34 protein-coding genes are annotated in these 23,551 nt (G+C 73.0%); 31 read left to right on the plus strand and 3 right to left on the minus strand.

What is annotated here, in order from left to right; translation table 11 throughout:
* Nucleotides 1–57 precede the first annotated feature (57 nt).
* The 3 genes from EDD26_RS06900 (at nucleotide 58) to EDD26_RS06910 (ending at nucleotide 1,622) form a co-directional block, all read left to right on the plus strand.
* Nucleotides 58–624, plus strand: a complete 567-nt coding sequence (locus EDD26_RS06900; protein WP_245989794.1) for a dTDP-4-dehydrorhamnose 3,5-epimerase family protein — start codon at nucleotides 58–60, stop codon at nucleotides 622–624.
* The gene (locus EDD26_RS06905) at nucleotides 617–847 is read left to right on the plus strand and encodes an SCO4848 family membrane protein (RefSeq protein WP_123697032.1); all 231 of its coding nucleotides are present in this window, start codon (nucleotides 617–619) and stop codon (nucleotides 845–847) included. The genes EDD26_RS06900 and EDD26_RS06905 overlap by 8 nt, the downstream gene beginning before the upstream one ends.
* A 103-nt stretch (nucleotides 848–950) precedes the next feature.
* Complete coding sequence (locus tag EDD26_RS06910) at nucleotides 951–1,622, plus strand: hypothetical protein (protein ID WP_123697033.1); 672 nt, start codon at nucleotides 951–953, stop codon at nucleotides 1,620–1,622.
* 19 nt (nucleotides 1,623–1,641) lie between these two features.
* On the opposite strand, the gene EDD26_RS06915 is transcribed toward EDD26_RS06910, so the two are convergent.
* Entirely contained in the window at nucleotides 1,642–2,553 is a 912-nt protein-coding gene (locus EDD26_RS06915; RefSeq protein ID WP_170165559.1) for a LysR family transcriptional regulator, read from the minus strand.
* 70 nt (nucleotides 2,554–2,623) lie between these two features.
* On the opposite strand from EDD26_RS06915, the gene EDD26_RS06920 reads away from it, so the two are divergent.
* A complete protein-coding gene (locus tag EDD26_RS06920) occupies nucleotides 2,624–3,862 on the plus strand; it encodes an MFS transporter (protein ID WP_123697035.1) in 1,239 nt (412 codons plus the stop codon).
* Here the strand turns inward: EDD26_RS06920 and EDD26_RS14535 are convergent.
* Nucleotides 3,859–4,665, minus strand: a complete 807-nt coding sequence (locus EDD26_RS14535; RefSeq protein ID WP_170165560.1) for an IclR family transcriptional regulator — start codon at nucleotides 4,663–4,665, stop codon at nucleotides 3,859–3,861. The genes EDD26_RS06920 and EDD26_RS14535 overlap by 4 nt on opposite strands.
* A 181-nt stretch (nucleotides 4,666–4,846) precedes the next feature.
* On the opposite strand from EDD26_RS14535, the gene hutH reads away from it, so the two are divergent.
* The 6 genes from hutH (at nucleotide 4,847) to EDD26_RS06960 (ending at nucleotide 12,501) form a co-directional block, all read left to right on the plus strand.
* A complete protein-coding gene (gene hutH, locus EDD26_RS06935; RefSeq protein ID WP_123697037.1) occupies nucleotides 4,847–6,448 on the plus strand; it encodes a histidine ammonia-lyase in 1,602 nt (533 codons plus the stop codon).
* Nucleotides 6,448–8,106 (plus strand): urocanate hydratase, encoded by a 1,659-nt coding sequence (hutU, locus tag EDD26_RS06940; protein WP_123697038.1) that lies wholly within the window; start codon nucleotides 6,448–6,450, stop codon nucleotides 8,104–8,106. The genes hutH and hutU overlap by 1 nt, the downstream gene beginning before the upstream one ends.
* A gap of 12 nt (nucleotides 8,107–8,118) precedes the next feature.
* Nucleotides 8,119–9,321, plus strand: coding sequence for an imidazolonepropionase (hutI, locus tag EDD26_RS06945; RefSeq protein WP_123697039.1), 1,203 nt, complete (start codon nucleotides 8,119–8,121; stop codon nucleotides 9,319–9,321).
* A gap of 185 nt (nucleotides 9,322–9,506) precedes the next feature.
* Entirely contained in the window at nucleotides 9,507–10,652 is a 1,146-nt protein-coding gene (locus EDD26_RS06950) for a type III polyketide synthase (protein WP_123697040.1), read from the plus strand.
* Between the two features lie 11 nt (nucleotides 10,653–10,663).
* The gene (locus EDD26_RS06955) at nucleotides 10,664–11,395 is read left to right on the plus strand and encodes a methyltransferase domain-containing protein (protein ID WP_123697041.1); all 732 of its coding nucleotides are present in this window, start codon (nucleotides 10,664–10,666) and stop codon (nucleotides 11,393–11,395) included.
* Nucleotides 11,392–12,501, plus strand: a complete 1,110-nt coding sequence (locus tag EDD26_RS06960) for an FAD-dependent oxidoreductase (RefSeq protein WP_170165561.1) — start codon at nucleotides 11,392–11,394, stop codon at nucleotides 12,499–12,501. The genes EDD26_RS06955 and EDD26_RS06960 overlap by 4 nt, the downstream gene beginning before the upstream one ends.
* Here the strand turns inward: EDD26_RS06960 and EDD26_RS06965 are convergent.
* On the minus strand, nucleotides 12,482–13,432 hold the full coding sequence (locus tag EDD26_RS06965) for an arginase family protein (RefSeq protein ID WP_123697042.1): 951 nt from the start codon (nucleotides 13,430–13,432) through the stop codon (nucleotides 12,482–12,484). The genes EDD26_RS06960 and EDD26_RS06965 overlap by 20 nt on opposite strands.
* 129 nt (nucleotides 13,433–13,561) lie before the next feature.
* Here EDD26_RS06965 and EDD26_RS06970 point away from each other — a divergent pair, with 129 nt between their 5' ends.
* From EDD26_RS06970 to rplO, 21 genes are all read left to right on the plus strand, one after another.
* Complete coding sequence (locus EDD26_RS06970; RefSeq protein ID WP_123697043.1) at nucleotides 13,562–13,819, plus strand: Rv0909 family putative TA system antitoxin; 258 nt, start codon at nucleotides 13,562–13,564, stop codon at nucleotides 13,817–13,819.
* 389 nt (nucleotides 13,820–14,208) lie between these two features.
* Complete coding sequence (gene rpsJ, locus EDD26_RS06975; RefSeq protein WP_021010896.1) at nucleotides 14,209–14,517, plus strand: 30S ribosomal protein S10; 309 nt, start codon at nucleotides 14,209–14,211, stop codon at nucleotides 14,515–14,517.
* 8 nt (nucleotides 14,518–14,525) lie between these two features.
* Nucleotides 14,526–15,176 (plus strand): 50S ribosomal protein L3, encoded by a 651-nt coding sequence (gene rplC / locus EDD26_RS06980; RefSeq protein ID WP_123697044.1) that lies wholly within the window; start codon nucleotides 14,526–14,528, stop codon nucleotides 15,174–15,176.
* A 2-nt stretch (nucleotides 15,177–15,178) separates the two neighbouring features.
* Nucleotides 15,179–15,853 carry a 50S ribosomal protein L4 gene (gene rplD, locus EDD26_RS06985; protein ID WP_123697045.1) on the plus strand — a complete coding sequence of 225 codons (675 nt, stop codon included), beginning with the start codon at nucleotides 15,179–15,181 and terminating at the stop codon, nucleotides 15,851–15,853.
* The gene (rplW, locus tag EDD26_RS06990) at nucleotides 15,850–16,149 is read left to right on the plus strand and encodes a 50S ribosomal protein L23 (protein WP_123697046.1); all 300 of its coding nucleotides are present in this window, start codon (nucleotides 15,850–15,852) and stop codon (nucleotides 16,147–16,149) included. The genes rplD and rplW overlap by 4 nt, the downstream gene beginning before the upstream one ends.
* Before the next feature lie 19 nt (nucleotides 16,150–16,168).
* Complete coding sequence (gene rplB / locus EDD26_RS06995; RefSeq protein ID WP_123697047.1) at nucleotides 16,169–17,008, plus strand: 50S ribosomal protein L2; 840 nt, start codon at nucleotides 16,169–16,171, stop codon at nucleotides 17,006–17,008.
* A 12-nt stretch (nucleotides 17,009–17,020) separates the two neighbouring features.
* Entirely contained in the window at nucleotides 17,021–17,302 is a 282-nt protein-coding gene (gene rpsS, locus EDD26_RS07000) for a 30S ribosomal protein S19 (RefSeq protein ID WP_123697048.1), read from the plus strand.
* A 25-nt stretch (nucleotides 17,303–17,327) separates the two neighbouring features.
* Complete coding sequence (gene rplV, locus EDD26_RS07005) at nucleotides 17,328–17,696, plus strand: 50S ribosomal protein L22 (RefSeq protein WP_123697049.1); 369 nt, start codon at nucleotides 17,328–17,330, stop codon at nucleotides 17,694–17,696.
* Nucleotides 17,696–18,418, plus strand: a complete 723-nt coding sequence (rpsC, locus tag EDD26_RS07010) for a 30S ribosomal protein S3 (RefSeq protein WP_123697050.1) — start codon at nucleotides 17,696–17,698, stop codon at nucleotides 18,416–18,418. Before rplV ends, rpsC begins: the two co-directional genes overlap by 1 nt.
* A 3-nt stretch (nucleotides 18,419–18,421) precedes the next feature.
* A complete protein-coding gene (gene rplP / locus EDD26_RS07015; RefSeq protein WP_123697051.1) occupies nucleotides 18,422–18,841 on the plus strand; it encodes a 50S ribosomal protein L16 in 420 nt (139 codons plus the stop codon).
* Nucleotides 18,841–19,176, plus strand: coding sequence for a 50S ribosomal protein L29 (rpmC, locus tag EDD26_RS07020; protein ID WP_123697052.1), 336 nt, complete (start codon nucleotides 18,841–18,843; stop codon nucleotides 19,174–19,176). The genes rplP and rpmC overlap by 1 nt, the downstream gene beginning before the upstream one ends.
* Complete coding sequence (gene rpsQ / locus EDD26_RS07025) at nucleotides 19,176–19,460, plus strand: 30S ribosomal protein S17 (RefSeq protein ID WP_123697053.1); 285 nt, start codon at nucleotides 19,176–19,178, stop codon at nucleotides 19,458–19,460. The genes rpmC and rpsQ overlap by 1 nt, the downstream gene beginning before the upstream one ends.
* A 26-nt stretch (nucleotides 19,461–19,486) precedes the next feature.
* On the plus strand, nucleotides 19,487–19,855 hold the full coding sequence (gene rplN / locus EDD26_RS07030) for a 50S ribosomal protein L14 (protein ID WP_123697054.1): 369 nt from the start codon (nucleotides 19,487–19,489) through the stop codon (nucleotides 19,853–19,855).
* 3 nt (nucleotides 19,856–19,858) lie between these two features.
* The gene (rplX, locus tag EDD26_RS07035; RefSeq protein ID WP_123697055.1) at nucleotides 19,859–20,230 is read left to right on the plus strand and encodes a 50S ribosomal protein L24; all 372 of its coding nucleotides are present in this window, start codon (nucleotides 19,859–19,861) and stop codon (nucleotides 20,228–20,230) included.
* Nucleotides 20,223–20,789, plus strand: a complete 567-nt coding sequence (gene rplE / locus EDD26_RS07040; protein WP_123697056.1) for a 50S ribosomal protein L5 — start codon at nucleotides 20,223–20,225, stop codon at nucleotides 20,787–20,789. Before rplX ends, rplE begins: the two co-directional genes overlap by 8 nt.
* Nucleotides 20,790–20,871: 82 nt before the next feature.
* Complete coding sequence (rpsH, locus tag EDD26_RS07045; protein ID WP_123697057.1) at nucleotides 20,872–21,270, plus strand: 30S ribosomal protein S8; 399 nt, start codon at nucleotides 20,872–20,874, stop codon at nucleotides 21,268–21,270.
* A 6-nt stretch (nucleotides 21,271–21,276) separates the two neighbouring features.
* Complete coding sequence (rplF, locus tag EDD26_RS07050; RefSeq protein WP_123697058.1) at nucleotides 21,277–21,813, plus strand: 50S ribosomal protein L6; 537 nt, start codon at nucleotides 21,277–21,279, stop codon at nucleotides 21,811–21,813.
* Nucleotides 21,813–22,184, plus strand: coding sequence for a 50S ribosomal protein L18 (rplR, locus tag EDD26_RS07055; RefSeq protein WP_123697059.1), 372 nt, complete (start codon nucleotides 21,813–21,815; stop codon nucleotides 22,182–22,184). The genes rplF and rplR overlap by 1 nt, the downstream gene beginning before the upstream one ends.
* On the plus strand, nucleotides 22,181–22,900 hold the full coding sequence (gene rpsE, locus EDD26_RS07060) for a 30S ribosomal protein S5 (protein ID WP_123697060.1): 720 nt from the start codon (nucleotides 22,181–22,183) through the stop codon (nucleotides 22,898–22,900). Before rplR ends, rpsE begins: the two co-directional genes overlap by 4 nt.
* The gene (rpmD, locus tag EDD26_RS07065) at nucleotides 22,897–23,085 is read left to right on the plus strand and encodes a 50S ribosomal protein L30 (protein ID WP_123697061.1); all 189 of its coding nucleotides are present in this window, start codon (nucleotides 22,897–22,899) and stop codon (nucleotides 23,083–23,085) included. The genes rpsE and rpmD overlap by 4 nt, the downstream gene beginning before the upstream one ends.
* Nucleotides 23,078–23,542, plus strand: coding sequence for a 50S ribosomal protein L15 (gene rplO / locus EDD26_RS07070; RefSeq protein WP_123697062.1), 465 nt, complete (start codon nucleotides 23,078–23,080; stop codon nucleotides 23,540–23,542). Before rpmD ends, rplO begins: the two co-directional genes overlap by 8 nt.
* Nucleotides 23,543–23,551 lie beyond the last annotated feature (9 nt).

Consider the following 23,551-nt stretch of genomic DNA (forward strand, 5'->3'; position numbering starts at 1 on the left):
CGGTGGGACGCCGGTGGCCGCGCTGGGCGGGTCGCGCGACTGCCATAGCCTGGACGCGTGGTGCAGATCATCGAGTTCGAGACGCAGGAGACGACCATCGAGGGCCTCGCCCTCATCCGCATGAAGCAGGTGATCGAGGATCGCGGCACGGTGCGGGAGTTCTTCCGCGCCTCCGCGTTCGAGGCCGCCGGCATCCCGCTGCCCGCCTTCCGGCAGGTGAACGTGACCGAGACCAACCCCGGCGCGATCCGCGGCATGCACGGCGAGGCGATGGTCAAGCTCATCGCGATCGCCCACGGCACGGCGTGGGGCGCATGGGTGGACGCGCGTCCCGAGTCGCCCACGCGCGGCGCCGTCTTCCAGACCCCGCTCGAGCCCGGCGTGCAGATCATCGTGCCGGAGGGCGTGTGCAACGGCTTCCAGTCGACCGGCGACAGCCCGACGCAGTACGTCTACTGCTTCACCGACGAGTGGGTGCCCGGCATGACCGGCGTCGCGATCACGCCGCTCGACCCCGCACTCGGCATCGACTGGCCCCTGCCCGTCGACACGGGCGACCGCTCGCGCATCAGCGAGAAGGACCTCGCCGCGCCGACGCTCGCCGAGGTGCTCGCCCGTGGGTGACCCGGTCGGCGTCGCCGGCGCGGTGCTGCTGCTCGTCGGCGCCGCCTTCAGCGTGGTCGTCTGGCCGGCGTTCCTGCGCCGCATCGCCGCCGACCCGCGCTCGCGCGACGCGGCCGGGAAGGCGACGCGCTTCCTCACGGTGCACCGGACGCTGATCGCGACGGCCCTCGTCATCGCGGTCGCGCAGGCGGTCCTCGGCATCTGGTGGCTCGCCTCGCGCTGATCGGCGGCCCGGCCGCGGACGTCCATGGCGCGTCCAGCGCGCATCCGGTTGGCTGGGGGACAGTCGGCGCAGCCGCGTCGGCCAGCTGACGAGAGGTGCGACCATGGCAGACAGCCCGATCCGCGATGGCGGCGACCAGCCGCTCGACGACGAGAAGCCCCTGCGCACGGCGACCGACGGCGCGACCGCGGGTAGGGGCGGCGCGACGGCGTCCGGCCGCCCGACGACGTCCGATCGCGCGACGACGGGCGTCGGGCACGGCGAGCACGGCGACGCGCCCCTGCCCGGCGGCGACGCGGCAGGGCCGCTCGACGGCGTGGACGAGCCGGGGCCGGACGGCGAGCAGCCGCCGGTGCCCACCGGGGGAGAGCCGCCCGCGCCGGACCCGAACGTGCAGTACGACGGACAGGCCGACTTCACGGCGGAGGCGACGGGCGAGCGCTACACGCGCTCGGTGCAGGAGGGGCTCGACGCGATCGACGAGCACAAGGCCCGCATCGCCGAGCTCGAGGCAGAGCGCGACGCCGCGCCCGACGTGCCGGACGAGCCGCTCGAGCCGGGGCCCGGCGCGCCGGACGTGCCCGGCGGTCCCGACCCGAGCAGCCCCGAGGCGCCGGAGGTCCCGGTGCTGCCGGATGCCCCGGGTGCGCCCGCGACGCCCGGTGCGCCCACCGGTCCCGACGCGCCGCAGGGCCCGGGGGTGCTGCGACCGCCGTCGGGCGGCGACGACCCCAGCGGGCTCGACGACCCCTACGACGGCGGCGTGCCCCGCTGACCCGGTCGCCCGGCGTGGCTCACGCGGCGCCGGGCACCCGTCGCGCCGCCGCCTCGACGAGCGCGCGCAGCAGCTCCTGCACCGCCGGCTCCTGCGGGTCCGCGACGACGGCGCCGATCTCGCGCCGGGCGAGCGGATGCCGCACCGGCACCTCGCGCGCGCCGTCGTCGATGCGCGCGGGGCTCGGGGGCAGCACGGCGACGCCGAGACCCGCCGCGGCGAGGCCGCGCGCCGCGCGGTAGTCGCCCACCTCGAACGCCGGCGCCGGCACCTCGCCCGCCGAGGCGAAGAGCGACTGGACGGCGTCGTGGATGCCGAAGCCCGGCGCGAGCATGATCTGCGGCCAGGCGCGCAGCGCGTCCACCGACACCTCGTGCATGCCGGCGAGCGGGTGGTCGGGGGCGGCGACCGCGACGAGCGGCTCCGCATAGAGCATCGTCACGGCGCCGTGCGACGCAGGCGGGCTGGCCACGACCGCGATGTCGGCGGTGCCGCCGGCGAGCGCCTCGAGGCACGTCGCGCGGGAGCCGTGGAGCAGCCGCAGCCCGACCGCGGGCCAGCGTGCCCGGAACCGTCGGATCGCCTCGGGCACGAGCCGCTCGCCGAGCATCGTCTGGAACGCGATGCCGAGCTCGCTGGCGCCGATCTCGCCGGCGCGGGCGATCGCCGAGAGGGCGTCGTCGATCGATCGCAGGGCCGCCTCCCCGGCGTCGGCGAGCGCATCGCCCGCGGGCGTGAGCGCGACGCCCCTGCCCTCACGCCGCACCACAGGGGCGCCGACGACCCCGGCGATACGCTGCAGCGCCCGCGTCGCGCTCGGCTGCGGGATGCCGAGCTCGTCGGCCGCGGCGGTGACGGTGCCGGTGCGTCGCACGGCGACGAGCACGGGCAGGTCGCGCAGCAGTCGCGCGTCGTGCGGGGCGGCATGCATGCGCTCAGCGTATGGGATGCGCGTCGGGCGGCATTGGTCATGCGTCTGACGATGGCTTAGCGTCGGAGCCGTGACCGCCGCATCCGCCACCGTCGAACGCCCGGCGGCGGGCATCAGCATCACGCCCCGAAGGCTCACCGTCGCGCTCCTGGCGCTCGGGCTCGCGACCTTCACGCAGCTCTACGCCATCCAGGGCGCGCTGCCCCAGCTCGCGCGCGAGCTGGGCGCGACCCCGTCCGAGGCTGCGCTCACCGTCTCGCTCGCGACCGCCGGCCTCGCGGCCTCCGTGATCCCGTGGGCGTTCGCAGCCGACCGCTTCGGCCGGCTCGCGATGATGCGGCTCGCGGCGATCGGCTCGATCGTGCTCTCGGCGGCGGTGGTCCTCGCGCCGACCACCGAGGTGCTGCTCGCCGTGCGCTTCGTTGGCGGCGCGATGCTCGGCGCGGTCCCGGCCCTGAGCGTCGCCGTCGCGTACGAGCGGCTGAGCGGTCGCGCGGCCGCCGCCGTCGCAGCCGCGTACATCGCCGGCACCTCGGTGGGCGGGGCCGCCGGCCGCCTGGTCGTCGGTCCGCTCGCGCCGCTCGTCGGATGGCGCTGGGCCGTGCTCGTCGTCGTCGCGGTCGGCACCGCGGCGATCGTCGTCTTCCTGCTGGCCATCCGCGGCAGGACGGCGGGGCCGCCGCCCGCAGCCGAGCCGCGCCGCCGCCGCATGGCCGAGGCGCTCCGGGGGCCCGGCCTGCGGTCGCTCTACCTGCAGGCCTTCCTGCTCGTCGGCGTGCAGGTGGGCGTCTACAACTACCTGGCGTTCCGCCTCGAGGCGCCCCCGTACGCGCTCGCCCCCGCGGTCGCGTCGCTCATCTTCGTCGCGTACGCGGCGGGCACGATCGGGTCGCGCTCGTCGAGCTGGATCGCCGGCCGCATCGGGGCGCGCGCGACGATGCTCGCGGGCCACGGCACCATGCTCGTCGGCCTCGCGCTGCTCGCGCTGGCGCCGCTGCCGGTCGTGATCGCCGGCCTCGTGCTCGCGACGCTCGGCTTCTTCCTGGCGCACGCGACCGCCGCCTCGCAGGTGGGGGCACGGGCGAGCGCGATCGCGCGGTCGCAGGCCGGCGCGTTCTACACGATCGGCTTCTACGTGGGGTCGGCGGTCGTCGGCTGGGCGCTCGGGCTGCCCTTCGAGGCCGCCGGCTGGCCCGCGCTCACGGCGTGCGCGATGGGGCTCGTCGTCGTCTCGCTCGTGCTCTCGCTCGTCGCCGCGCGCGCGGAGCGCTCCGGGCGCCGGGCCATGCAGGCCGCGTCCGCCCGCTAGGGGCCCTCGGGCGGCGCCGCCTCGAGCCCGGCTCGCGCCGCGCCGAGGCGGCGCCCGAGCTCCGCCGCGGCGGCGGCGCACCGCTCGCCGAGCGCCGCCCAGTCGGGGCCGTCGACAGGCCCCGCGTCCAGCAGCCGGAAGGTCAGGCCGACCGACGCGGCCGGCACGCCCGCCGCATCGAAGGCGGCCGCGGCCACCGAGCCGTACGCGGGGTCGACCTCGCCCTCCTCGGTCGCCCACCCGCGCCGCCGCACCGCGGCGAGCATCGTCGTGAGCGCTGCGCGCGTCGCCGGCCGCTCGCCGGCCAGGTCGCGGTCGTGCGGCAGCAGCGCGCGCACCTGGTCGTCGCCGAGCGCCGCGAGCATCGCGCGGCCGGTCGCCGTCCGCACCGCCGGCAGCCGCACGCCGACGCGCGACACGGTCGCGGGGGATCGCCTGCCCTCGCCGCGGCCCGCGTAGGCGACGTCGCTGCCGGCGAGCACCGCGAGATGGCTCGTCGCGGGCACGGTCGCGGCGGCGACGAGCCGGTCGAGGATGGGCTGCGCGAGCCGCTCGAGCCGCGTGGCGGCCGCGACCCTCGACCCGATCTGCTGCACGCGCGCGCTGGGCCCCCACGCGCCGAGCTCCGGGTAGTGCACGAGGAAGCCCTCGTCGCGCATCACCTGCAGCAGCTGGTAGGCGCTCGAGCGCGGCATCCCGAGCTCGCGCGCGATCGTCGCCGCGCGCACGGGTCCCGGCTGCTCGGCCAGCAGCGACAGCACGCGCAGCGCGCTGCGCGCCGCCGGCATCCTCGCGGTCCCCATGCGCCCCTCCGTCCTCACCGCCGGGCGTCCCTGCGGGTGGTCACGACACGCCGCGCGGGCGCCCCGCGCACGGCGCGTCGTGACCACCCGGTGGACAGCGAGCGTAGCGGAGTCTGAGATCTCAGACGGCAAAGCATGCGGAGCCGATGCGGAGGGGCGCCCGCGGCAGTGGAATGGGGGCATGCCAGTGATCATCGGAGACGCCCCCCTCAGCCGGCACGACGTCGTGCAGGTCGCCCGCTTCGATGCGGAGGTCGTGCTCAGCCCGGCGGCGCTCGAGCGCATCGACGCGGCGCGCGCCGTCATCGACGACCTCGCCGCCGACGTGCGCCCCCACTACGGCATCTCCACCGGCTTCGGCGCGCTCGCGAACACCGCGATCGCGCCGGCCGACCGCACGCGCCTGCAGCAGTCGCTCATCCGCTCGCACGCCGCCTCGAGCGGCGAGCCGGTCGAGCGCGAGGTCGTGCGCGGCCTCATGCTGCTGCGGCTGCAGACCCTCGCGACCGGCCGCACGGGCATCCGCCGCGCGACCGCCGAGCTCTACGCCGCGATGCTCAACGCGGGCATCACGCCCGTCGTGGGCGAGTACGGCTCGCTCGGCTGCTCCGGCGACCTCGCGCCGCTCTCGCACGTCGCGCTCGCCGCGATGGGCGAGGGCGTCGTGCAGGTCGATCGCCCGGGCGAGCCCGGCACGAGCGAGGCGGTGACGATGGATGCGGCCACGGCGCTCGCAGCGGCCGGCCTCACGCCCGTCGTGCTCGCCGAGAAGGAGGGCCTCGCGCTCGTCAACGGCACCGACGGCATGCTCGCGATGCTGTGCCTCGCGCTCGCCGACCTCGACCGGCTGCTCGACACCGCCGACCTCGCGGCCGCGATGAGCGTCGAGGGCCTGCTCGGCACCGACGCCCCGTTCGCGGCCGACCTCATGGCGCTCCGGCCGCACGCCGGCCAGGCGACGAGCGCCGCGCAGATCGCGGCGCTGCTGCGCGGCAGCGCGATCGTCATGAGCCACAAGGGCCCGGAGGACACCCGCGTGCAGGACGCCTACTCGCTGCGGTGCGCGCCGCAGGTGCACGGCACCGCGCGCGACACCGCGGCGCACGCCGAGCGGGTCGCGGAGGTCGAGCTCGCGAGCGCGGTCGACAACCCGGTCGTCATGCCGGACGGCCGCGTCGTCTCGAACGGCAACTTCCACGGCGCGCCGATCGCCGCCGTGCTCGACTTCCTCGCCATCTCGATCGCGGACGTGGCATCGATGAGCGAGCGGCGCAGCGACCGGTTCCTCGACCCGTCGCGCTCCTACGGGCTGCCGCCGTTCCTCGCCGACGACCCCGGGGTCGACTCGGGGCTCATGATCGCGCAGTACACGCAAGCGGGCATCGTCTCGGAGCTCAAGCGGCTCGCCGTCCCCGCATCCGTCGACTCGATCCCGTCGAGCGCGATGCAGGAGGACCACGTCTCGATGGGCTGGGGCGGCGCGCGCAAGCTGCGCCGCGCGATCGACGGGCTCGAGCGCGTGCTGGCGATCGAGGTGATGACCGCCGCGCGCGGCATCGAGCTGCGCGCCGAGGCGCCGGGGGAGCGCACGGGCGAGGCGATCGCGCTGCTCCGCCAGGTCGTGCCAGGGATCGGTCCCGACCGCTTCCTGGCCCGCGACATCGAGATGACGCGGCTGCAGGTCCAGGGCGGCGCGGTGCTGCTCGCGGCAGGGCTGACCGACCGCATCCGCTCCTGGGCTGCCGCGACCGAGACCGAGACGAACGACGAAGGAGACCGATGATGGACGGCGCACGCGAGGTCCGGGCCCACCGCGGCAGCGAGCTGCACACGAAGGGCTGGCAGCAGGAGGCCGCGCTGCGGATGCTCATGAACAACCTCGACCCCGAGGTGGCCGAGCACCCCGACGAGCTCGTCGTCTACGGCGGCACCGGCAAGGCGGCCCGCGACTGGGCGTCGTTCGACGCGATCGTGCGCGAGCTGTCGACGCTCGAGGACGACGAGACGCTGCTCGTGCAGTCGGGGCGCCCCGTCGGCGTCATGCGCACGCACGCGTGGGCGCCGCGCGTGCTCATCGCGAACTCCAACCTCGTGGGCGACTGGGCGACGTGGCCCGAGTTCCGCCGCCTCGAGGCCGAGGGGCTCACGATGTACGGGCAGATGACGGCCGGCAGCTGGATCTACATCGGCACCCAGGGCATCCTGCAGGGCACGTTCGAGACGTTCGCCGCCGTCGCCCGCGCGCTCGGCCGCGACAGCCTGGCCGGCACGATCACGCTCACCGCCGGGCTCGGCGGCATGGGCGGCGCGCAGCCGCTCGCCGTCACGATGAACGACGGCGTCGCCATCTGCGTCGACGTCGACCCGAGCCGCATCGCGCGGCGCATCGAGCACCGCTACCTCGACGTCGAGGCGACGACGATCGAGGATGCGCTCGCGCGCGCCGTCGAGGCGCGGGACGCCGGCACGCCGCTCTCGATCGGCCTGCTGGGGAACGCCGCCGACGTCGTGCCGCAGCTGCTCGCCATGGGGGCCCCGATCGACATCGTCACCGACCAGACGAGCGCGCACGACCCGCTCGCGTACCTGCCGAGCGGCGTCGCCTTCGAGGACTGGGACGCCGAGCGGCGGCGCGACCCCGAGGGCTTCACCGAGCGGGCGCGCGCCTCGATGGCGCGCCACGTCGAGGCGATGGTCGGCTTCCAGGCGGCCGGGGCCGAGGTGTTCGACTACGGCAACTCGATCCGCGCGGAGGCGCGGCTCGGCGGCTACGACGACGCGTTCGCGTTCCCCGGGTTCGTGCCGGCGTACATCCGCCCGCTCTTCTGCGAGGGCAAGGGCCCGTTCCGCTGGGCCGCGCTCTCGGGCGACCCCGAGGACATCCGCCGCACCGACGAGGCGATCCTCGAGCTCTTCCCCGACGACGCGCACCTCGCGAAGTGGATCCGGATGGCGCAGGAGCGCGTGCAGTTCCAGGGGCTCCCTGCCCGCATCTGCTGGCTCGGCGCCGGCGAGCGCGACCGGGCGGGGCTGCGCTTCAACGAGATGGTCGCCGACGGCACCCTCTCGGCACCCGTCGTCATCGGCCGCGACCACCTCGACTCGGGCTCGGTCGCGAGCCCGTACCGCGAGACCGAGGCGATGCGCGACGGCTCCGACGCGATCGCCGACTGGCCGCTGCTCAACGCGCTCGTCAACACCGCGTCCGGCGCGAGCTGGGTCTCGATCCACCACGGCGGCGGCGTCGGCATCGGCCGCTCGATCCACGCCGGCCAGGTGACGGTCGCCGACGGCTCAGCGCTCGCCGCAGAGAAGCTCGCGCGCGTGCTCTCGAACGATCCCGCGATGGGCGTCATCCGCCACGTCGACGCCGGGTACGACGAGGCCGCCCGCTTCGCCGCCGACCACGACGTGCGCGTGCCGATGCGCGATCGCGCGTGAGGCGGCGCTGACGTGGCGAGCACGCTCCTCACCGGCATCGGCGAGCTGACGACGAACGACGACGAGCTCGGCCGGATGCGCGACGCTGCCGTCGTCGTCGACGGCGACCTCGTCGCGTGGGTCGGCGAGGCATCCGCCGCCCCGGCCGCCGACGAGCTGGTCGACGTCGGCGGACGAGCGGTGCTGCCCGGCTGGGTCGACAGCCACACGCACCTCGTCTTCGCCGGCGACCGCACCGCCGAGTTCGAGGCCCGCATGGCGGGGGAGGCGTACGCGGCCGGCGGCATCGGGGTCACCGTCGCCGCCACGCGCGCGGCGACCGACGCGGAGCTCGCCGCCAACCTCGACCGGCTCGTCGACGAGGCGCTGCGCGGCGGCACGACCGCGCTCGAGACGAAGACCGGCTACGGCCTCACGGTCGCCGACGAGCTGCGGTCCGCGCGCATCGCCGCAGGCCGCGCCGACTCCGTCAGCTTCCTGGGGGCGCACCTCGTGCCCTCGGAGGCGTCGGACGACGAGGCCTACGTCGACCTCGTCGTCGGCGACATGCTCGCGGCCGTCGCACCGCACGTCGACGCCGTCGACGTCTTCTGCGAGCTGGGCGCCTTCGACGAGCGGCAGTCGCGGCGGGTCCTCGAGGCGGCGCGCGCCGCAGGGCTCGCGCTGCGCGTGCACGGCAACCAGCTCGGCCCCGGCCCCGGCGTGCGGCTCGCGGTCGAGCTGGGCGCGCTGAGCGTCGACCACGTCGCGTTCCTCGACGAGGAGGAGGTGCTGCTGCTCGCCGAGAGCTGGCACGGGGGCCGCGGCACGGTCGCGACCGTGCTGCCCGCGTGCGACCTGTCGACGCGCATGCCGCTCGCGCCCGCGCGCAGGCTGCTCGACGCCGGGGCGGTCGTGGCGATCGCCACGAACTGCAACCCGGGCACGTCGTACACGACCTCGATGGCGTTCTGCGTCGCGACCGCGGTGCTGCAGATGGGGCTCACGATCGAGGAGGCGGTGCGCGCGGCGACGCTCGGCGGTGCCGTCGCGCTCGACCGCGACGCCCCGCGCGTCGGGCCGGACGGCCGCGCGCTCGCGCCGCTCGGGCGCATCCGCCCGGGCGCGCGCGCCGACCTGCAGGTGCTCGACGCGCCGTCGATCACGCACCTCGCGTACCGGCCGGGGGTGCCGCTCGTGCACGCGCTCTGGCGGGCGGGCGAGCGGGTGGTCTGAGCGGTCCGCGCCGGTCCGCGCGACGTCGACGTCGATTGGTCGCTCGTGGCTGCTCGTGGGCCTCCCGCACCGCCATGCGCGACCACTCGACGCCCGGCCGCGCGGGGAGCGACCAATCGGCGCCGGGCCGGCGCACGCTCGCCGCGTCCAGGGCCGCTCCAAAGGTGCACCACTACGCTCGCGACATGACCGTGAGCCTCAGAGGACTGTCGACGGCCGTGCCGCCGACGCAGCTCGTGCAGACCGACGTCCAGGAGGTGTTCGGCTCGCAGCCGGGGCTGTCGCGGCTCGCGCAGCGCATCGTCTCGACCTCGTTCGGGCTCTCGGGCATCGAGCGCCGCTACACCGTGCTCGAGGAGCTGACGCTCGACGGCCCGCCCGCCGAGGACCCCTCCTTCTACGACCGCGCGAGCGGCCTGCTGCTCGACCCGGGCACCCGGCTGCGCAACGACGTCTACGCCGAGCACGCCTCCCGGCTCTACGTCGAGGCGGGCGGTGCGGCCATCGCCGCGGTGCCGGGCATCGAGGCCGCCGACGTCACGCACGTCATCACGGTCTCGTGCACCGGGTTCTACGCGCCCGGGCCAGACTTCGTCATCGCGCGCGACCTCGGCCTGCGCGCCGGCGTGCAGCGCTACCACCTCGGCTTCATGGGGTGCTACGCCTCGATGCCCGCGCTGCGGCTCGCGACGCAGCTGTGCCAGGCCGACCCCGAGGCGGTCGTGCTCGTCGTCAGCGTCGAGCTGTGCACGCTGCACCTGCGCACGTCGAACGACCCCGACACCATCGTCGCGACGTCGCTCTTCGGCGACGGTGCGGGGGCAGGCATCGTGACCGCGCGCGAGCTCGAGCCCGGCGAGCGCGGCTTCGCGCTCGAGGCCTTCGCGACGCGCACGACGCCGCAGGGCGAGGGCGCCATGGCGTGGCGCATCGGCGACCACGGCTTCGAGATGGTGCTGTCGAACGCGGTCCCGTCGCTCATCGGCGAGCACGTGACCGGCGCCATCGAGCCGCTGCTCGAGTCGGAGCCGCCGCTCGTCGACGCGCTGCACGACGGTGCGGTGGGCGGCGCGATCGACCACTGGGCCATCCACCCCGGCGGGCGCAGCATCCTGGACCACGTCGAGTCGACGCTCGCGCTCTCCGAGTCGCAGCTCGTGCCGGCGCGCGAGACGCTGCGCGACTTCGGCAACATGTCGAGCGCGACGGTGCTCTTCGTGCTCGACCGCATCCTGCGCGACCCGGGCGCCGCCGACGGCGACCGCGTCGCCGCGATGGCGTTCGGCCCGGGCCTCACGGTCGAGTCGGCGCTGCTCACCGTCCGAGGCTGAGCGGCCCCGCCGTGCCGCTCGGACGGCTGCGCGCGCGCGACGAGGACGTGCGCGAGCTCATGGACGACCCGGACTGCGACCCGGCGATGCTCGCGCGCACCTATGCGCGCTTCGACCTCGTGAACGCCGTCGTCTCCGGCCGGCGCGCGATCTACCGCCGCTGGATCCGCCCGCGCCTGCGCGCTGGTCGCGCCGTGCGGCTGCTCGACGTCGGCACCGGGGGTGCCGATCTGCCGCGCCGGATGCTGCACTGGGCCGCGCGCGACGGCGGCGCCCTCGAGGTGGTCGCGATCGACCCGGAGCCCCGCGCGATCGCCTACGCCCGGGCGCAGCCCGCGGTGCCGGGCCTCGAGCTGCGGCAGGCGGCGACGGGCGACCTCGTCGCCGACGGCGAGCGCTTCGACGTGATCGTGTCGAACCACGTGCTGCACCACCTCTCGTCCCGCGAGCTCGGTGCGCTGCTCGCCGACTCGGAGGCGCTGCTCGCCCCGGGCGGCGTCGCGGTGCACGCCGACATCGCGCGCTCCCCGCTCGCCTACGCGGGCTTCGCGGCCGGCACGCTCCCGTTCGAGCCGACGCTGCTGCGCGGCACGTACATCCGCGCGGACGGCCTCACGTCCATCCGGCGCAGCCACACGCCCGCCGAGCTCGCGGCCGCGGTGCCGCCGGGCTGGGGCGTGCGGCGGGGCGTGCCGTTCCGGCTCGAGCTCGTCCGGGCCCAGCCCGTCCGGCCCCGCCCGTGAGCGACCACGACGTCGCGATCGTGGGCGGCGGCGCGGTCGGGCTGCACCTCGCGTGCCTGCTCGCGCAGCGCGGGGTGGACGTCGTCGTGCTCGAGCGGCGGACCGACCCGTCGGCCGCGTCGCGCGCGATCGGCATCCACCCGCCCGGGCTCGCCGCGCTCGACGCCGCGGGCGTGGGCGGGGCGGTCCGCGCCGAGGCGACCGAGATCCGCTCGGGCGTCGCGCTCAGCCGGGGCAGGCTGCTCGCCCGCGTGCGCTTCGGCGGCCAGCCCATCCTCGCGCTGCCCCAGCACCGCACCGAGGCGCTGCTGCGCGAGCGGCTCGACGCGCTCGCCCCGGGCGCGCTGCGCACCGGCATCGAGCTGGCCGGGCTCGACGACGACGGCGAGCGGGTCGCCCTCGCGACGCACGGGGACGGCGCCGTCCGGGCGCGCTGGGCGGTGGGGGCCGACGGCATCCGCAGCACGACCCGGCAGCTGCTCGGCATCCGGATGCTGCCGCGCCGCGGCGTCGGCGGCTACGCCATGGCCGACGCGCCGGACACCACCCGCGCGGGTGCGACGGCGATGCTGCACCTCGAGCCCGGCGGGATCGTCGAGTCGTTCCCGATGCCCGGCGGGCAGCGGCGCTGGGTCGCGCGGCTGGCCGCACCCGAGCCGGGGATGACGACGGCGCAGCTGCAGCGCATCCTCGACCAGCGCGTGCCGGAGCCGCCGCTGCTGCCGGCCGACGCCACGACGAGCGCCTTCCTCGCGCGCCAGCGCCTCGCGGAGCGCTTCGTGCGCGGACGGGTCGTGCTCGTGGGCGACGCCGCGCACGAGGTGAGCCCGATCGGCGGGCAGGGCATGAGCCTCGGCTGGCTCGACGGGCTCGCGCTCGACCGGGCGCTCGCCCGCGGGACCGCGCCCGCCGACGAGCTCGCCGCCTACGAGCGCGGGCGCCGCCGCGCCGCCGAGCGCGCGATGCGGCGGGCTGCCTGGAACATGGCGATGGGCGCGCCCGCTGGCCGGGCGGAGCTCGAGGCCAGGCTCGCGCTCGTGCGCGCGCTCGCGGTGCCGCCCGGGAGCGCGGCCGTGCGGGCGGCCTTCACGATGCGGGGGCTGTGACCGCTCGCCCCGCGAGGCCCGCGAGCGACTCGAGCACGCACAGGGCCGTGAGCCGCACGGTGCGGCCGTCCTCGGCGTCGGCGGTCGCGTCGACCTCGGCGAGGTCCACCGAGCGCACCGCCGCGTGGCCGGCGATGGCCCGCACGAGGGTGCGCAGCTGCCAGGCGCTCAGCCCGCCGGGGGTCGATGCCGGGCAGCCGGGCGCCACCGAGCGGTCGCACGCGTCGACGTCGACGTCGAGGTGCACCGGCCCGCCGGCGGCGGCGGCGATCGACACGGCTCGCACCGCGATCGCCGCGAGCGGCTGCTGCTCGAGCTCGTCGCGCGAGATCGTCGTGATGCCCGCGTCCCGCGCGCGCTGCGCGTACTCGGCGGAGTTCGCGAAGTCCTGGATGCCCAGCTGCACCACGCGCCGCCCGTCGAGCCCCGCCTCGAGCAGCCGGCGCACGGGGGAGCCGTTGCTGCGCCCGTCGCGCAGGTCGTGGTGGGCGTCGATCGTGATGAGGCCGGCGGTGCCGATCGACGCGCCCCAGCTGCCGAGCGCCGCGGGGACGGTGGCGGCGTTGTCGCCGCCGATCGCGATCACGAGCCGCGCGCGGCCCGCAGCGCGCGCGACGAGCGCGGTCGCGGCATCCTCGTCGCGGTCCGGGTCGACCGCGTCGCCGGCGTCGGCCACCCGCAGCGCGTCGACCGCCGCCCCCGTCGCGTGCGGCGAGTAGCGCCGCAGCGCCTCCCGCACCGCAGCCGGGGTCGCGTGCGCGCCGGTGGGGCTGAGCGAGGTCGCGTGCGTGCCGATGCCGAGGACGACCGCGTCGAGCTGCTCGGCGCCGTCGTCGAGCGCGGGCCACGCGCCCGCGCGCGGCCAGCGGGGGTCGTGGGGCAGGGGAGTGGCCGCGAGCGTGGCGGGGAGCGTAGGAGGGGTCGGCGACATGCCGCGAGCGTACCGACGCCCCACGCCGGGCGGTGGTGATGCGCCGAGCCGGCGCACTGGCGGCTCAGAGGCTCGTGTGGTTCGGTGTCCTCACGCCGCGACCGTCGCGAGCGTAGGCAGGAGGCGTGCATGGGCATCGGCGATCTCGTGAACAAGGCGAAGGAAGCGCTCAGCAGCGAGCAGGGCGAGCAGACCAGCGACCGGATCATCCAGGGCGCAGGCGACGGCTTCGACAGGCTCAGCGGCGGGCGCTTCGCCGACCGCACCGACTCCGTGCAGGAGCACGCGGACCGGTTCCTCGGGCAGGGCGGCGCAGACGCCGCGCTCCCGCAGGACGACGCAGACGCTGCCACGGTGCAGCCGCAGGACGACGCACCGCGCCACTAGCGCGCGGACGACCGAGGGGCGGGGTGCGAACCCCGCCCCTCCGCATGTCCGGCCACGGTGCGGACCGATCCCCGAGCCGCGGCCGCCGCGCCAGCACTGCCGAGTCGGCGCGACACGCCCGGGTTGCACGAGCATCCGCATCCGTGCGAGAATCGACAGGTTGCAAACGCGGCGTCTCACGCCGCTCACTGCCCTGGCAGTGCACAGGACGATCACGATCCTGGGCCGCGGGCAGCCGACACAGAAGAACTTCGCCGAACTCGAGCATGGCATGTCCGTGCTCGGTACGGTGCGCGCCCCTCGCGGGCATTGACAGAAGAACAGCGGTGCATCGACAGGTGCGTTGCGAGCAGCCCTCCCAGGCTGCGTCGACAGGAAGAGAGTCAGCCATGGCGGGACAGAAGATCCGCATCCGACTGAAGTCGTACGACCACGAGGTCATCGACTCCTCGGCGCGCAAGATCGTCGACACCGTGACCCGTGCGGGCGCGACGGTTGTGGGCCCGGTGCCCCTCCCGACCGAGAAGAACGTGGTCGTGGTGATCCGGTCTCCTCACAAGTACAAGGACAGCCGCGAGCACTTCGAGAAGCGCACGCACAAGCGACTCATCGACATCATCGACCCGACGCCGAAGGCGGTCGACTCGCTCATGCGCCTCGACCTGCCCGCTGACGTCAACATCGAGATCAAGCTCTAAGGAACGCAATGTCGAAGATCACGACGACTCGCGGCCTGCTCGGCACGAAGCTCGGGATGACCCAGGTCTGGGATGAGCAGAACAAGCTCGTCCCCGTCACGGTGCTCGAGATCACGCCGAACGTGGTCACGCAGATCCGCACGCCCGAGAAGGACGGCTACGCAGCCATCCAGATCGCCGCCGGCCAGATCGACCCGCGCAAGGTCAACCAGCCCGCTGCCGGCCACTTCCAGGCCGCCGGCGTCACGCCGCGCCGCCACCTCACCGAGGTCCGCACCGACAACGCCGACGTGTTCGAGCTCGGCCAGGAGCTGAGCGTCGACCTGTTCGCCGCCGGCCAGAAGGTCGACGTCATCGGCACGTCGAAGGGCAAGGGCTTCGCCGGTGTCATGAAGCGCCACAACTTCGCCGGCGTCTCCGCATCGCACGGTGCGCACCGCAACCACCGCAAGCCCGGCTCGATCGGTGCTTCGTCCACGCCCAGCCGCGTCTTCCGCGGCATGCGCATGGCCGGCCGCATGGGTGGCGAGCGCGTCTCGGTGCTCAACCTCACGGTCCACTCGATCGATCTCGAGCAGGGCCTCATGCTCGTCAAGGGCGCCGTCCCCGGTGCCCGCGGCCGACTCGTGTTCGTCCGCAACGCTGTGAAGGGAGCCTGAGCATGACCACCCAGGTCGCCATCGTCGACGCCGAGGGCAAGCAGGCAGGCTCGGTCGAGCTGCCCGCGAGCATCTTCGACGTCCAGACGAACGTTCCGCTCATCCACCAGGTCGTCGTCGCGCAGCTCGCTGCCGCACGCCAGGGCACGCACTCGACCAAGGGTCGTGGCGAGGTCTCCGGCGCCGGCCGCAAGCCGTTCAAGCAGAAGGGCACCGGCCGCGCTCGTCAGGGCTCGATCCGCGCCCCGCAGATGACCGGTGGTGGCATCGTCCACGGACCCACGCCGCGTGACTACTCGCAGCGCACCCCCAAGAAGATGATCGCCGCCGCGCTCCTCGGCTCGCTGTCGGACCGCGCTCGCGGTGGCCGCCTGCACGTCGTCGAGTCGTTCGCCACGGACGGCACGCCCAAGACGCGCGTCGCCGTCGAGATGCTCGCAGCGCTCGGCGTCGCGAAGAACATCCTCATCGTGCTCGACCGCGCCGAGGAGGGTGCCTCGCTCGCCGTGCGCAACCTCCCCGAGGTGCACGTGCTCACGTGGGACCAGCTCAACGCCTACGACGTGCTCGTGAGCGACGACCTCGTCTTCACGAAGGCCGCCTACGAGGCGTTCGTCGCCGCCAAGTCCCCCAAGGCCCCGAAGGCCGATGAGGCAGAGAAGGACGAGAACCGATGAGCGGCTACAACAAGGACCCTCGCGACATCATCATCCGCCCGATCGTGTCGGAGAAGAGCTACGCCCTGATCGACATGGGCAGCTACACGTTCGAGGTGGACCCGCGCGCCACGAAGACCGAGATCAAGCTCGCGATCGAGAAGATCTTCGGCGTCAAGGTGGAGCGCGTCAACACCCTCAATCGCGTCGGCAAGACGCGCCGTACCCGCTTCGGCACCGGCAAGCGCAAGGACGTCAAGCGCGCCATCGTCAAGCTGAAGTCCGGCTCGATCGACATCTTCACGACTGTCGGCTAGGGACGGAAGGAACAAGACCATGGCCATTCGCAAGTACAAGCCGACGACCCCCGGTCGTCGCGGCTCATCCGTCGCAGACTTCGCTGAGATCACCCGATCGACGCCTGAGAAGTCGCTGCTGCGCCCGCTCCCCAAGACGGGCGGCCGCAACAACAGCGGTCGCATCACGACCCGTCACATCGGTGGCGGTCACAAGCGCCAGTACCGCGTCATCGACTTCCGTCGCAACGACAAGGACGGCGTCAACGCCCGCGTCGCGCACATCGAGTACGACCCGAACCGCACGGCGCGCATCGCGCTCCTGCACTTCGAGGACGGCACGAAGCGCTACATCATCGCGCCGAACAAGCTCAAGCAGGACGACATCGTGGAGTCGGGCGCAGGCGCCGACATCAAGCCCGGCAACAACCTGCCGCTGCGCAACATCCCCACGGGTACGGTCATCCACGCGATCGAGCTCCGTCCGGGTGGCGGCGCCAAGCTGGCCCGCTCGGCCGGCGCCTCGGTGCGACTCGTCGCCAAGGACGGTCCCTACGCGCAGCTCCGCCTGCCGTCGGGCGAGATCCGCAACGTCGACGCGCGCTGCCGCGCCACGATCGGCGAGGTCGGCAACGCCGAGCAGTCGAACATCAACTGGGGCAAGGCCGGTCGCAAGCGCTGGCTCGGCGTCCGTCCGACCGTCCGCGGTGTCGCGATGAACCCGGTCGACCACCCGCACGGTGGCGGCGAGGGCAAGACGAGCGGTGGTCGCCACCCCGTCAGCCCGTGGGGCCAGTCCGAGGGTCGCACCCGCCGGCCGAACAAGCCGAGCGACAAGCTCATCGTCCGCCGCCGCTCGACCGGCAAGAAGAAGCGCTAGTAGGAGAGTCCGATGCCCCGCAGCCTCAAGAAGGGTCCGTTCGTCGACGACCACCTCCTCATCAAGGTGGTTCGCCAGAACGAGGCCGGCAGCAAGAACGTCATCAAGACGTGGTCGCGCCGCTCGATGATCGTGCCGGCCATGCTCGGCCACACGATCGCCGTGCACGACGGTCGCAAGCACATCCCGGTCTTCGTCACCGAGACGATGGTCGGCCACAAGCTGGGCGAGTTCGCGCCCACCCGCACCTTCCGTGGACACGTGAAGGACGACAAGAAGGGTCGTCGCCGCTAAGGCGGCGGCGAAGAAGGAGAAGGCAATGGTTGAGTCGATCGCTCGCGTTCGTCACATCCGCGTGACCCCTCAGAAGGCCCGCCGTGTCGTCGACATGATCCGCGGCAAGCAGGCCGAGGAAGCCCTCGCGATCCTGAAGTTCGCCCCGCAGGGCGCCTCGGAGCCGGTGTACAAGCTCGTCGCCTCGGCGATGGCGAACGCCCGGGTCAAGGCCGACGCGACGAACGAGTTCCTCGACGACGCCGACCTGTACGTGTCGCGCGCATTCGTCGACGAGGGCACCACGCTCAAGCGGTTCCAGCCGCGTGCACAGGGTCGCGCGTTCCGCATCAACAAGCGGACGAGCCACATCACCGTCGTGCTCGCGACGCCGACCACGGAGGACGAGAAGTAATGGGACAGAAGGTCAACCCGTACGGCTTCCGCCTCGGCATCACCACCGACCACGTGTCGCGCTGGTTCGCCGAGTCGACCAAGCCGGGGCAGCGCTACGCCGACTACGTGGCCGAGGACATCCGCATCCGCAAGATGCTGTCCACGAGCCTCGACCGCGCCGGCGTCGCCCGCATCGAGATCGAGCGCACCCGCGACCGCGTCCGCGTCGACATCCACACCGCCCGCCCGGGCATCGTGATCGGCCGCCGCGGCGCCGAGGCCGAGCGCATCCGCGCCGACCTCGAGAAGCTCACCGGCAAGCAGATCCAGCTGAACATCCTCGAGGTCAAGAACCCCGAGGCCTCGGCGCAGCTCGTCGCGCAGGGCATCGCGGAGCAGCTCAGCGCTCGCGTGGCCTTCCGCCGCGCGATGCGCAAGGGCCTGCAGTCGGCGCAGCGCGCCGGCGCCAAGGGCGTCAAGATCAAGGTCTCCGGCCGCCTCGGCGGCGCCGAGATGAGCCGCAGCGAGCAGTACCGCGAGGGCCGCGTCCCGCTGCACACGCTCCGCTCGAACATCGACTACGGCTTCTACGAGGCCAAGACCACCTTCGGTCGCATCGGTGTGAAGGTCTGGATCTACAACGGTGAGCTCACCAACCGCGAGCTCGCTCGCGAGCAGGCGAACCAGAAGCCGCAGCGCGAGCGTCGCGGCCCCCGTCGCGACGCACCAGTGGAGGCGTAAACCATGCTGATTCCCCGTCGAGTCAAGCACCGCAAGCAGCACCACCCGAAGCGCAGCGGTCAGGCCACCGGTGGCACCAAGGTGTCGTTCGGCGACTACGGCATCCAGGCGCTCACGCCTGCCTACGTCACGAACCGTCAGATCGAAGCCGCACGTATCGCCATGACGCGCCACATCAAGCGCGGCGGCAAGGTGTGGATCAACATCTACCCGGACCGCCCCCTCACGAAGAAGCCCGCCGAGACCCGCATGGGTTCCGGCAAGGGCTCGCCCGAGTGGTGGGTCGCGAACGTCAAGCCCGGCCGCGTCCTCTTCGAGGTCGCCGGCGTCAACGAGGAGCTCGCACGCGAGGCGATGATGCGAGCCATCCACAAGCTGCCGCTCAAGGCACGCATCATCAAGCGCGAGGAGGCTGACGCATAATGGCGATCGGTTCCAAGGAGCTCATGCCCGCCGAGCTCGCAACCATGGACGACGAGCGACTCGTCGTCGAGCTGAAGCGGGCAAAGGAAGAGCTGTTCAACCTGCGCTTCCAGTCGGCCACCGGCCAGCTGGACGCCCACGGCCGCCTGCGCGCCGTGAAGCGCGACATCGCACGGCTCTACACCGTGATCCGCGAGCGCGAGCTCGGCATCAGCGCCTCCCCGGCGCCCGTCGAGAAGGCAGCGGACAAGAAGAAGTCCAAGAAGGCCGACGAGGCCAAGAAGGCCGACGAGGCCACCACGGCCGACGCGGCCGAGAAGTCTGAGGAGCAGTGATGGCCACCGAGCAGCCCACGGGCGAGGCCGCCCAGCGCGGCTACCGCAAGTCGCGCATCGGCTACGTCGTCTCCGACAAGATGGAGAAGACCGTCGTCGTCGAGGTCGAGGACCGCGTCAAGCACCCGCTGTACGGCAAGGTGCTCCGCAAGTCGTCGAAGGTCAAGGCGCACGATGAGCAGAACGCCGCCGGCATCGGCGACCGCGTCCTGATCGCAGAGACCCGTCCGACGAGCGCCACCAAGCGCTGGCGCCTCGTCGAGATCCTCGAGAAGGCCAAGTAGGCCTCGGCCTCGAAGGAGATCCAGACATGATCCAGCAGGAATCCCGCGTCAAGGTCGCCGACAACACCGGCGCCAAGCAGCTCCTGACCATCCGCGTGCTCGGCGGCTCCGGCCGCCGCTACGCCGGACTGGGCGACACGATCGTCGCCACGGTCAAGGACGCCATCCCCGGTGGTGCGGTCAAGAAGGGCGATGTGGTCAAGGCCGTCATCGTCCGCACCGTGAAGTCCACCCGCCGTCCCGACGGCTCCTACATCAAGTTCGACGAGAACGCAGCAGTCATCCTGAAGAACGACGGCGACCCGCGCGGCACGCGCATCTTCGGTCCGGTCGGTCGCGAGCTCCGCGACAAGCGCTTCATGAAGATCGTCTCGCTCGCACCGGAGGTGATCTGACCCATGGCCAGCATCAAGAAGGGCGACCTCGTCGTCGTCATCGCCGGCGCGCGCGAGTCGCGCGGCGGCGACCGGGGCAAGACCGGTCGCGTGATCGAGGTCCTGCGCGAGCAGAACCGCGTGATCGTCGAGGGCGTCAACCTCGTCACCAAGCACATCAAGGTCGGCCAGACCAACCGCGGCACCCGCACGGGTGGCATCGAGACCCACGAGGCCCCGATCCACATCTCGAACGTGGCGCTCGTCGACCCCGAGTCGAAGAAGCCCACGCGCGTGCGCCGCGAGGTCACGTCGGTCGAGAAGAACGGCGTCACCACCACGCAGAAGATCCGCGTGGCGACGAAGTCGGGCAAGGAGATCAAGACCAATGACTGACACCGCAGTGCGCCTGCCCAGGCTCAAGCAGCAGTACCGCGAGACGATCGTGCCGCAGCTCCGCGAGGAGTTCGGCTTCGGCAACGTCATGCAGGTGCCCGGACTGACGAAGATCGTCGTCAACACGGGTGTCGGCGAGGCCGCGCGCGACTCGAAGGTGATCGAGGGCGCGATCCGCGACCTCACGCTCATCACCGGGCAGAAGCCGATGGTGACCGCAGCTCGCAAGTCGATCGCGCAGTTCAAGCTGCGCGACGGCATGCCGATCGGCGCGCACGTCACCCTCCGCGGCGACCGCATGTGGGAGTTCCTCGACCGTCTGCTGACGCTCGCCCTCCCGCGCATCCGCGACTTCCGCGGCCTGAGCCCGAAGCAGTTCGACGGCAACGGCAACTACACCTTCGGCCTCCAGGAGCAGTCCGTGTTCCACGAGATCGACCAGGACAAGATCGACCGCGTCCGCGGTTTCGACATCACCGTCGTCACGACGGCGAAGTCGGATGACGAGGGTCGCGCGCTGCTCAAGGCGCTCGGCTTCCCCTTCAAGACCGACTCCTGACCCCATCGGCGCCGCCGGCGCCGAGCAGCTTCAAGGTCGCTGTCCGCGGAACGGGCAGCGAAACCAGAACGGAGAACCACCCATGACGATGACCGATCCGGTCGCCGACATGCTGACGCGTCTGCGCAACGCCAACACGGCGATGCACGACGAGGTCACGCTGCCGTCGTCGACCCTCAAGGCGAGCATCGCCGAGATCCTCGAGCGCGAGGGCTTCATCTCGGCCTGGAAGGTCGAGGATGCACGCGTCGGCAAGACGCTGACCCTCAGCCTCAAGTACGGCGGCAACCGCGAGCGCGCGATCGCCGGCCTCAAGCGGGTCTCGAAGCCCGGCCTCCGCGTGTACGCACGCTCGACCGAGATCCCTCAGGTCCACGGCGGCCTCGGCGTCGCCATCCTGTCGACGAGCTCGGGCCTCCTCACGGACCGTGAGGCCGAGCAGAAGGGCGTCGGCGGGGAAGTCCTCGCCTACGTGTGGTGAGCTGACATGTCACGAATCGGACGACTCCCCATCGACATCCCCGCTGGTGTCGAGATCACGGTGCACGACGACGTCGTCACCGTCAAGGGCCCGAAGGGCGAGCTGCAGACCCCGATCGCGAAGCCGATCCAGGTCGAGGTCGCCGACGGCCAGATCCAGGTCACGCGCCCGGACGACGAGCGCCAGTCGCGCTCGCTCCACGGCCTGACCCGCACCCTCATCGCCAACGACATCGTCGGCGTCACCGAGGGCTACTCGAAGTCCCTCGAGGTCGTCGGCACGGGCTACCGCGTCGCCGCCAAGGGCACGGGCATCGAGTTCGCGCTCGGCTTCTCGCACCCCGTCAACGTCGAGCCGCCCGCCGGCATCACGTTCGCGGTCGAGGGCAACAACAAGCTCACCGTCAGCGGCATCTCGAAGCAGGCCGTCGGCGAGGTGGCTGCGAACATCCGCAAGCTGCGCAAGCCCGAGCCCTACAAGGGCAAGGGCGTCCGCTACGCGGGCGAGCAGATCCGCCGCAAGGCTGGAAAGGCTGGTAAGTGATGGGCATCGGTACCCGAGGCAAGAGCAAGTCGGCTGCCCGCGGTCGTCGCCACGCACGTCTCCGCAAGAAGATCGTCGGCACCGGCTCGATGCCGCGCCTCGTCGTCACCCGCTCGGCACGCCACGTGTTCGTGCAGGTCGTCGACGACTCGCAGGGCATCACCGTCGCGTCCGCGTCGACCATGGAGGCTGACCTCCGCGCGTTCGACGGCGACAAGACGGCGAAGGCCAAGCGCGTCGGCGAGCTCGTCGGCGAGCGCGCCAAGGCGGCAGGCGTCGAGTCTGTCGTGTTCGACCGAGGTGGCAACCGCTACGCCGGTCGCGTCGCGGCCATCGCCGATGGCGCACGAGAGGCAGGGCTGGGACTGTGAGCGAAGAGAACAAGGACACGCAGGTGACGGACACCACGCAGGCTGCGACGGCCCCGGCCGCCGATGCCGCGACGTCGTCGGACCACCGCGACGAGCCCCGCGAGCAGCGGCGCGGCAGCCGCGATCGCGGCACGCGCAACGAGCGCGGCCGTCGCGACGACCGCACGGAGAACCAGTTCCTCGAGCGCGTCGTGACGATCAACCGCGTCTCGAAGGTCGTCAAGGGCGGCCGCCGCTTCAGCTTCACGGCGCTCGTCGTCGTGGGTGACGGCGACGGCATGGTCGGCGTCGGCTACGGCAAGGCGCGCGAGGTCCCCACGGCCATCTCGAAGGGCGTCGAGGAGGCGAAGAAGAACTTCTTCCGCGTCCCCCGCATCGCCAACACGATCCCGCACCCGGTGCAGGGCGAGGCCGCTGCCGGCGTCGTGCTGCTCCGTCCCGCTGCCGCCGGTACCGGCGTCATCGCGGGCGGCCCCGTGCGCGCCGTGCTCGAGTGCGCCGGCATCCACGACGTGCTGAGCAAGTCGCTGGGCTCGTCGAACTCCATCAACATCGTCCACGCGACGGTGGCTGCGCTGCGCGCCCTCGAGGAGCCCCGTGCGGTCGCTGCTCGTCGTGGCCTCGACGTGGACCGCGTCGTCCCGGCTCGCCTGCTGCGCGCCGAGGCGGAGCACACCAAGCACGAGGCCGAGATCGCGAAGGCGGCATCCAAGTGAGCAAGCTGAAGATCACGCAGATCAAGTCTGTGATCAGCGAGAAGCAGTACCAGCGCGAGACGCTGCGCTCGCTGGGCCTCAAGCGCATCGGCCAGTCGGTCGAGCGCGAGGACACCCAGCAGAACCGCGGCTACGTGAACACGGTGCGGCACCTCGTCAAGGTCGAGGAGATCGAGAATGACTGACAAGAACGAGTCGGCCGAGCTGCCGGCGCTCAAGGTCCACCACCTCCGGCCCGCGCCGGGCGCGAAGAAGGCGCGCACGCGCGTCGGTCGCGGTGAGGCGTCGAAGGGCAAGACGGCCGGTCGAGGCACCAAGGGCACCAAGGCCCGCTACTCCGTGCGCCCCGGCTTCGAGGGCGGCCAGCTGACGAGCGTCATGCGCGCTCCGAAGCTGCGCGGCTTCAAGAACCCGTTCCGCACCGAGTACCAGGTCGTCAACGTCGGGCAGCTGCAGTCGCTGTTCCCCGCCGGCGGCGACGTGACGGTGGCCGACCTGGTCGCCAAGGGCGCCGTCCGCAAGAACGAGCTCGTCAAGGTGCTCGCCGGCGGCGAGCTGTCGGTCGCGCTGACGATCAGCGTCGACAAGGTCTCGGCTGCTGCAGAGCAGAAGATCGTGGCCGCTGGCGGCTCCGTCAAGTAAGTAGGCTGA

The organism is Agrococcus jenensis, from assembly GCF_003752465.1.
Taxonomy (GTDB): domain Bacteria; phylum Actinomycetota; class Actinomycetes; order Actinomycetales; family Microbacteriaceae; genus Agrococcus; species Agrococcus jenensis.